This window comes from Almyronema sp., from assembly GCF_052168255.1.
GTDB classification, from domain to species: Bacteria; Cyanobacteriota; Cyanobacteriia; order Phormidesmidales; family Phormidesmidaceae; genus Sphaerothrix; species Sphaerothrix epifaneia.
In genome coordinates this window covers 1-7,128 of sequence record NZ_JBQLZL010000006.1, presented here as the reverse complement: position 1 = coordinate 7,128, position 7,128 = coordinate 1, and the positions used below count along the sequence as shown (strand labels likewise).

Sequence of the window (7,128 nt, the reverse complement as noted above, 5' to 3'; positions counted from 1 at the left end):
CGCGTTTTGGAAGTGAACGAAGCGCTGAAGCGAATTAGCTTGTCGATGCGATCGCTTGATCAATGAGAAGCGGTCTACATAGAAGTTATTGGGCGCGGTGTACGAGCAATTATTTAATTAAACTAATCGGCTTGGACGGGTGTTTTTGAGCAGGAGTATCCGGTATGAGTCAAAATCCACTGGTTGATGTGCTCAAGGCATGTCGATTGCTGCGATCGCCGATGAAGTTGCCTGCTTTGAACAAACTCTGGAACTGGCTCAAAACCCTGACCCTGCGGATCTGCCTAGCCTGCATCTGGATTCTAGATGATGCCTGTGAGTAATCAAAGGTGGGGTTTAGCCTGGTGCATTTTCTCGAATTATTTGATGTGCAGGAACAGGTACAAGCCTTTTTTCAAGTGTTGCCTGATTTAATCAAACGAGCCGAAGAATGGAAAACAATTTTGCATTCTCGGATTATGAATAGCGAAATCGCACGACCGACCTTTGAGGAGAAAATAGCCTCAAGGCGCCCTGATCAGCAAAGCAAGATTAACCAGTTGCTCTCATTAGCATCACGAAACTTTTCGGAGGAACTGTATCAAGTTTTATCTCTAGAGGCATCTGCCTTATGAAGGCTAGCGAAGTTCTCAGACTCTACAAAACAGGAAAACGCGATTTCTGTCGAGCAGACTTGCGAGGGCAATCGTTTAAAAGCCAAACTCTCTCTGGAGCAGATTTTAGTGAAGCAGATCTTCGCGGAACAAATTTCACCAGTGCCATTCTAAAGGAGGTAAACTTTGCAGGAGCAAAAGCAGGTTTACAAAGGCATTGGGCAGCAGGTCAACTAGCAATCCTCTCGATGCTGTCAACTCTGTCAGGAGTACTATCGGGATATACAGGTGTTTTTACGGCGTACTTCCTAATCAATCCGAAGTACACCATTATACTGGGTATTCCTACTCTATTATTTCTGTTGGTTCTGTTCGTTATTGTCATTCGTCATGGCTTCGTAGTTGAAACCTTTGGAACTCTTGTCATTGTTATCTCTGTTGCTTTTATTTTTGTTTTTTCTCTTGCTTTTACCTTCAATGGTATTGCTGCTGGAGCTTTTGCTCTAGTTACCATTAGCGCAATTTTTGGCATTGTTACTAACGCTTTTGTATCTGTATTTTCTAGTAGCAACTTTAACAAGATCTTCTTTTCTACTGCGAATCTCTTCTCTTTATCTACTGCCTTGACTCTTGTTGCTAAGCAGATGTTTGTAAATCTCATCCCTATAGCTGCTTCTCTTGCCATATTTTTTGCCACTGCTATCCTTCTTCTAGGAAACTATATGGCTTCGGGTGTGCTCCAGAGTGACAGAAAGTATCTCTTGATCTGGAAGCTTAGCGTAGCTTTTAATACAATAGGTGGCACTTGTTACTGGAATGCGGACTTAACCGGAACTAACTTCACCCAAGCAAGACTCAAAAGCGCAAACTTCCGGAAGACAACTATTACCCACACCTACTGGAAAGATGCCAAGCAACTCCATCTTGCCCGATCCGGAGATACCTATTTGGCAAATCCTAAAATTCGGCAATTGGTTGTGACTTGTAATGGGCAAGGGCAAAACTTTGATGGGTTAGATTTAACTGGAGTCAATCTGCAAGGAGCTAATTTGCAAGATGCTAGCTTTATTGGCGCAAACCTGAACCAATCCAACTTACGAGACGCTGATTTGTCGAGGGCAATTCTGAAACAAGTTCAGCTAGATGAGGCTGATCTGACAGGCGCGATTTTGACAGGAGCGTGCATCGAAGACTGGGGAATGACCAGCACGACCAAGCTAGAAAACGTGCAGTGTGATTATGTTTATATGCGGTTGCCAACACTAGAAAAGCGTAACCCTTTGCGAAAACCGGATGATGAGCGAAAAAACTTTAGCGAGGGTGAATTTGCTGATTTCATCAAGCCTTACTTCGATACTTTAGACCTATATCATCGGCAAGATGTTGATCCTCGAAGCATTTCAATCGCCCTCAAAAATTTAGCTGAAAACCATCCAGACGCAGATCTACAGTTTGTGGCGCTTGAATGGCGAGGCAGTGGTTTAAATATTCGCTATACCACCGCGTCAGATGTAGACAAATCTGAACTGAATCATGAGTATTTCACAAACTACGCTCGAATCAGGAAAGAGCTACTAGGCTCAATTCAGCTCAGGTTAGCTGCACAAGACGCCGAGATTAACCGTATGGAAGGGGTCATCAACAAGTTTATCCAGACTGGAACCCACCAATCTACAATTCAGGCAGAAACCATTCAGGTGATTCAAGGAGAATTCGCCGTGACAGAAAACAGAGGAATCAATATCAATACAGGTGATAATGCCAGTATCAGTGGATTGAGCAGTGGAGATGGAATCGTCAACCTTGGCACCATTAGCGGCAATGTCACGAATGCCATTAATCAGCTACCCGATTCACCTGAACCTGCTCAAGCAAACCTCAAAACACTCTTGGCTCAACTGCAACAGGTAATTGAAACCGATAGTGATTTACCTGATCCAGACAAAGCAGACTTGCTAGAGCAAGTACAATCCTTCGCTGAGGCAAAGCAGATGGAGGAACCTGCAAAACGCGAAAGCATTGCCCGAAAAGCAATGAAGATATTTGATGCAACATTAAAAAGTTTGCCTGATACCGCCAAGATTGTGGATGCATGTAGCAAACTGTTGCCACTGATTCTAAAAGCTCTGGGATTTGCTGCATAACAAGCGACCGCAATCCCAAGATGAAAAGTCATTGGAGCGGCGAATTGAGCTTTCTAGCTTCGTTTCAGTTTTATCTAATCGCTGCTCAACTTGGTCATTAGGCAGAAACTTTCTTCTGAAAATAAGTCAGGAAATGGAGATGAAAATTCGTTGGGGCATTTTAATGGCGCTCTCGGCTTGTTTCTTTTAAGTAAGTGCTACGTTGCAACGAATCTCGTTGTCTACCAGCTTTTAGATGCCCAATCTCAGGCTTATGGGGCGATCGCGTTCAGTTGTTCTACTAAGTCGTCGGTACCATTCTCGTGATCCTTGGGCTACTGGGGGCTACCGGGGCGACTTAGAGTAAAGCATGATTATGCTAAGGGTTAGTTCCCCTGTCTTAGTGACTACTCACCCATACAGTCAGGGTTAGCTTAGCTATCACCGCTAAGGTTGAGACACTTCAATCGCTGAAGCCGCTGATAGAAAAGCTTTCATTTTGTCTTTTGCCCTCAGCCTTCTACCTTTAGCTACATGAGTAGTTTGAGCAGCTTAGCCCCGACTCTGAATCGCCCTTCTACAATGGGAAAATGTTAAAATTTTGCCCCTCTTCACTGAAGACCGTCTGATTTGTCATGGCTTTTTCTTCCGTTACGCGGGCGCTGGGTCGCTCTAAACTGGCTACTGAACTGCTCACTAAGCTCGGCCAACAGCAATTCCTCGCCCTCAACGGCATTGCTCGTTTGCCTAAAGGACTGGTCACCTCTGCCCTTGCTCAAACCCAACAGTCACCGCTGCTGGTTGTTACCGCCACGCTAGAGGAAGCTGGACGCTGGGCCACCCAGCTAGAGGCGATGGGATGGTCTACGCTGCACTTTTATCCGACTTCTGAGTCTTCGCCCTACGAACCGTTTGATCAAGAGTCTGAAATGACCTGGGGGCAAATGCAGGTACTCGCCGACCTCGTCGGCGGCGATGATCGATCTCAAGCGGGGCTGAGTGCGACAGCCATTGTCACCACTGAACGGGCGCTACAGCCTTGTTTGCCGCCAGTTGAGACGTTTAAGCACTACTGCACCACGCTGCAATTGGGCATGGAAATTAACCTCAAGCAGCTGGCCGCTCAACTCGCCCGCTTAGGCTACGAAAAAGTCTCGATTGTGGAAATGGAAGGGCAGTGGAGCCAGCGCGGCGACATTATTGACATTTTTCCGGTGGCTGCCGAATTGCCCGTGCGGGTAGAGCTTTTTGGTGATGAACTAGAGCGGCTGCGCGAATTTGATCCTTCAACCCAGCGATCGCTCGACAAAATCGAGCAACTCGTCCTCACGGCTACCCACTTCACGCCAATGATTGTAGACGCCTTGCGGCAACAAGAACGGCTGGAATCGCTACTGTCACCAGAGTCACTAGAAGCCTTAGACAATGGGCAAAGCGTTGAGGGAATGCGTCGGTTTTTGGGTCTAGCCTTTGAGCAACCCGCTTCGCTGCTCGATTACCTACCCCACAACACCCTCATTGCCCTCGATGAACTAGATCAAAGCCAAGCCCATAGCGATCGCTGGTTTGAGCATGTAGAAGAACAATTTAGCGAGTTTGTAGCTGGCGGGGGAGAGGCGGAAACACCGGAATATGGGGACGAGGCAGAAGATAGAGAAGGCGCAGAAGATGAGGCAGACGCGGCCGATCACACCGCTGATTTGCCGCCAGCCTTCAACGAAACCCACCCCGCAGCCCCCACCCCGCAGCCCCTGCTCAAGCACCGTGACGCCCTCTGCATTCATCGCTCTTTTGCACAGGCATTAGAGGAGGTGGCCTGTTTCCAACGGCTTTACCTATCTGAAATTGCCGAAGAAGGCCAAGGTTTGAATTTGTCTAGCCGTCCGATTCCGGCGATTCCACATCAGTTTGGCAAACTAGCCGAAACCATTCGGCAAGAGCGCGATCGCGGCTTTGCTATCTGGCTGGTGTCGGCTCAGCCCTCGCGTTCGGTGTCGCTGCTGCAAGAGCACGACTGCCCTGCCCAGTTTGTCCCCAATCCCAAAGACTATCCCGCCATTGACAAACTGCAACTGCAAAAAACCCCTGTAGCGGTGAAATATTCGGGCTTAGCCGAGCTAGAAGGCTTTGTTCTACCCACGTTTCGCATTGCCATTGTCACCGATCGCGAATTTTTTGGTCAGCATACGTTGGCAACGGCTGGCTATGTGCGCAAACGGCGGCGAGCCACCTCTAAACAGGTAGACCCCAACAAGATGCAGCCAGGGGACTATGTGGTGCATCGCAGTCACGGCATTGGTCGATTCTTAAAGTTAGAAAGCCTCTCTGTTAATCAAGAAACCCGCGAATACTTAGTGATTCAGTATGCGGACGGTCTGCTACGGGTAGCGGCTGATCAAGTCGGCACTTTATCTCGCTATCGCGTGGCGGCAGGCAAAAAGCCCGAACTCAACAAAATGACGGGCAAAGCCTGGGAGAAAACCAAGAGCAAGGTCAACAAGGCGATCAAAAAGGTGGCGGTAGACTTGCTCAAGCTCTATGCCCAGCGATCGCAGCTAGAAGGGTTTTCTTACCCGCTAGATATGCCCTGGCAGCAAGAACTGGAAGATTCTTTTCCCTATCAGCCCACCCCTGATCAGCTTAAAGCCACACAAGACGTTAAGCGCGATATGGAAAGTTTGCGGCCAATGGATCGGCTAGTATGTGGCGATGTTGGCTTTGGCAAAACCGAAGTAGCTATTCGCGCCATCTTTAAGGCGGTCACAGCCGGAAAGCAAGTGGCCATGCTGGCTCCCACCACTATCCTCACCCAGCAGCACTACCACACCATTAAAGAACGCTTCGCCCCCTACCCAATTCAAGTGGGGTTACTCAACCGTTTTCGCAGCGCTGAAGAACGCAAAAATATTCAGCAACGGCTCACGACAGGCGAACTCGATGTCGTTGTCGGCACCCATCAGCTTTTGGGCAAAGGCGTCAAGTTCAAAGACTTGGGCTTGTTAGTGGTCGATGAAGAGCAGCGCTTTGGCGTCAACCAAAAAGAAAAAATCAAAGCGCTAAAAACCCAGGTTGATGTGCTGACCCTTAGTGCCACCCCCATTCCCCGCACCCTCTATATGGCTCTCTCAGGCGTACGAGAAATGAGCCTGATTACCACGCCGCCGCCCTCGCGCCGCCCCATCAAAACCCACCTAGCTCCCTACAATCCTGAAACAGTGCGCTCTGCTATTCGCCAAGAACTCGATCGCGGCGGTCAGGTTTTCTACGTTGTGCCGCGTGTAGAAGGCATTGAAGAAATTTCGACCCGGCTGCGAGAGATGCTGCCAGGGGTACGACTGGCGATCGCCCACGGTCAAATGCCTGAAGGCGAACTAGAGTCTACCATGCTCACCTTTAGCAATGGCGAAGCCGATATCTTGCTCTGTACCACCATTATTGAGTCGGGTTTAGACATTCCCCGCGTCAACACCATTTTGATAGAAGACGCTCACCGCTTTGGCTTGTCTCAGCTCTACCAGTTACGGGGTCGCGTGGGTCGATCGGGCATTCAGGCACATGCATGGCTGTTTTACCCCCGGCAAAACAAGCTCACTGATAAAGCTCGCCAACGGCTACGGGCGATTCAAGAATTTGCCCAACTGGGTTCTGGCTATCAGCTTGCTATGCGCGATATGGAAATTCGCGGGGTAGGGAATTTGCTAGGTGCCGAACAGTCAGGTCAGATGGATGCGATTGGCTTCGATCTTTATATGGATATGCTCGAAGAAGCGATCGCGGAAATTCGCGGCCAAGAAATTCCGCAGGTGGAAGATACACAGGTCGATCTCAACGTCACCGCCTTTATTCCGGTCAACTATGTGCCCGATCTTGATCAAAAGATGAGCACCTATCGCACGTTGGCAGCCGCCGCCAGCCGTCGCGAACTAACCCAGCTAGCAGCAGATTTGAGCGATCGCTATGGCCCCATTCCTCACGCTACCGAACAGTTGATTCGCATGTTAGAGCTAAAGCAAATTGCCAAACAGCTTGGCTTTTCGCGCATCAAACCCGACGGCAAACAGCATGTGGTCATGGAAACGCCGATGGAAGAACCCGCTTGGAAGCTCTTGCAAGCCAAACTGCCCAGTCACTTGCAAAGCCGCTTTGTCTATACCCCCGGAAAGGTCACTATTCGCGGTATGGGCGTTTTAAAGCCAGAAAAGCAGCTAGAAAATCTGATTGAATGGCTCAGCAGTATGCAGGGAGCCTTGCAAGAACCCGCCCTGGTCTGAGTTCTGCCGCTCAAGCGCTCATCAGCCCTGCTCAACCGCAACCCAGCCTTGCTATAGCCGCCAAGGTTAAGCCCCTTCAGTGGCTAATATCAATTCTCGATTTTAGATTTTCGATTTTGAATTGAACAGTCTTTGCTCTGC

At 49.0% G+C, this 7,128-nt stretch carries 4 protein-coding genes; all 4 read left to right on the top strand.

The features are described 5' to 3' along the window. Window positions 1–164: 164 nt before the first annotated feature. On the top strand, window positions 165–323 hold the full coding sequence (locus ACTS3T_RS01320) for a hypothetical protein (RefSeq protein WP_377968304.1): 159 nt from the start codon (window positions 165–167) through the stop codon (window positions 321–323). Between the two features lie 6 nt (window positions 324–329). Then, on the top strand, window positions 330–614 hold the full coding sequence (locus ACTS3T_RS01315; RefSeq protein ID WP_377968303.1) for an Imm30 family immunity protein: 285 nt from the start codon (window positions 330–332) through the stop codon (window positions 612–614). After that, on the top strand, window positions 611–2,737 hold the full coding sequence (locus tag ACTS3T_RS01310; RefSeq protein ID WP_377968302.1) for a pentapeptide repeat-containing protein: 2,127 nt from the start codon (window positions 611–613) through the stop codon (window positions 2,735–2,737). The genes ACTS3T_RS01315 and ACTS3T_RS01310 overlap by 4 nt, the downstream gene beginning before the upstream one ends. A gap of 614 nt (window positions 2,738–3,351) precedes the next feature. Then, on the top strand, window positions 3,352–6,987 hold the full coding sequence (gene mfd / locus ACTS3T_RS01305) for a transcription-repair coupling factor (RefSeq protein ID WP_377962908.1): 3,636 nt from the start codon (window positions 3,352–3,354) through the stop codon (window positions 6,985–6,987). The last annotated feature ends 141 nt before the right edge of the window (window positions 6,988–7,128 follow it).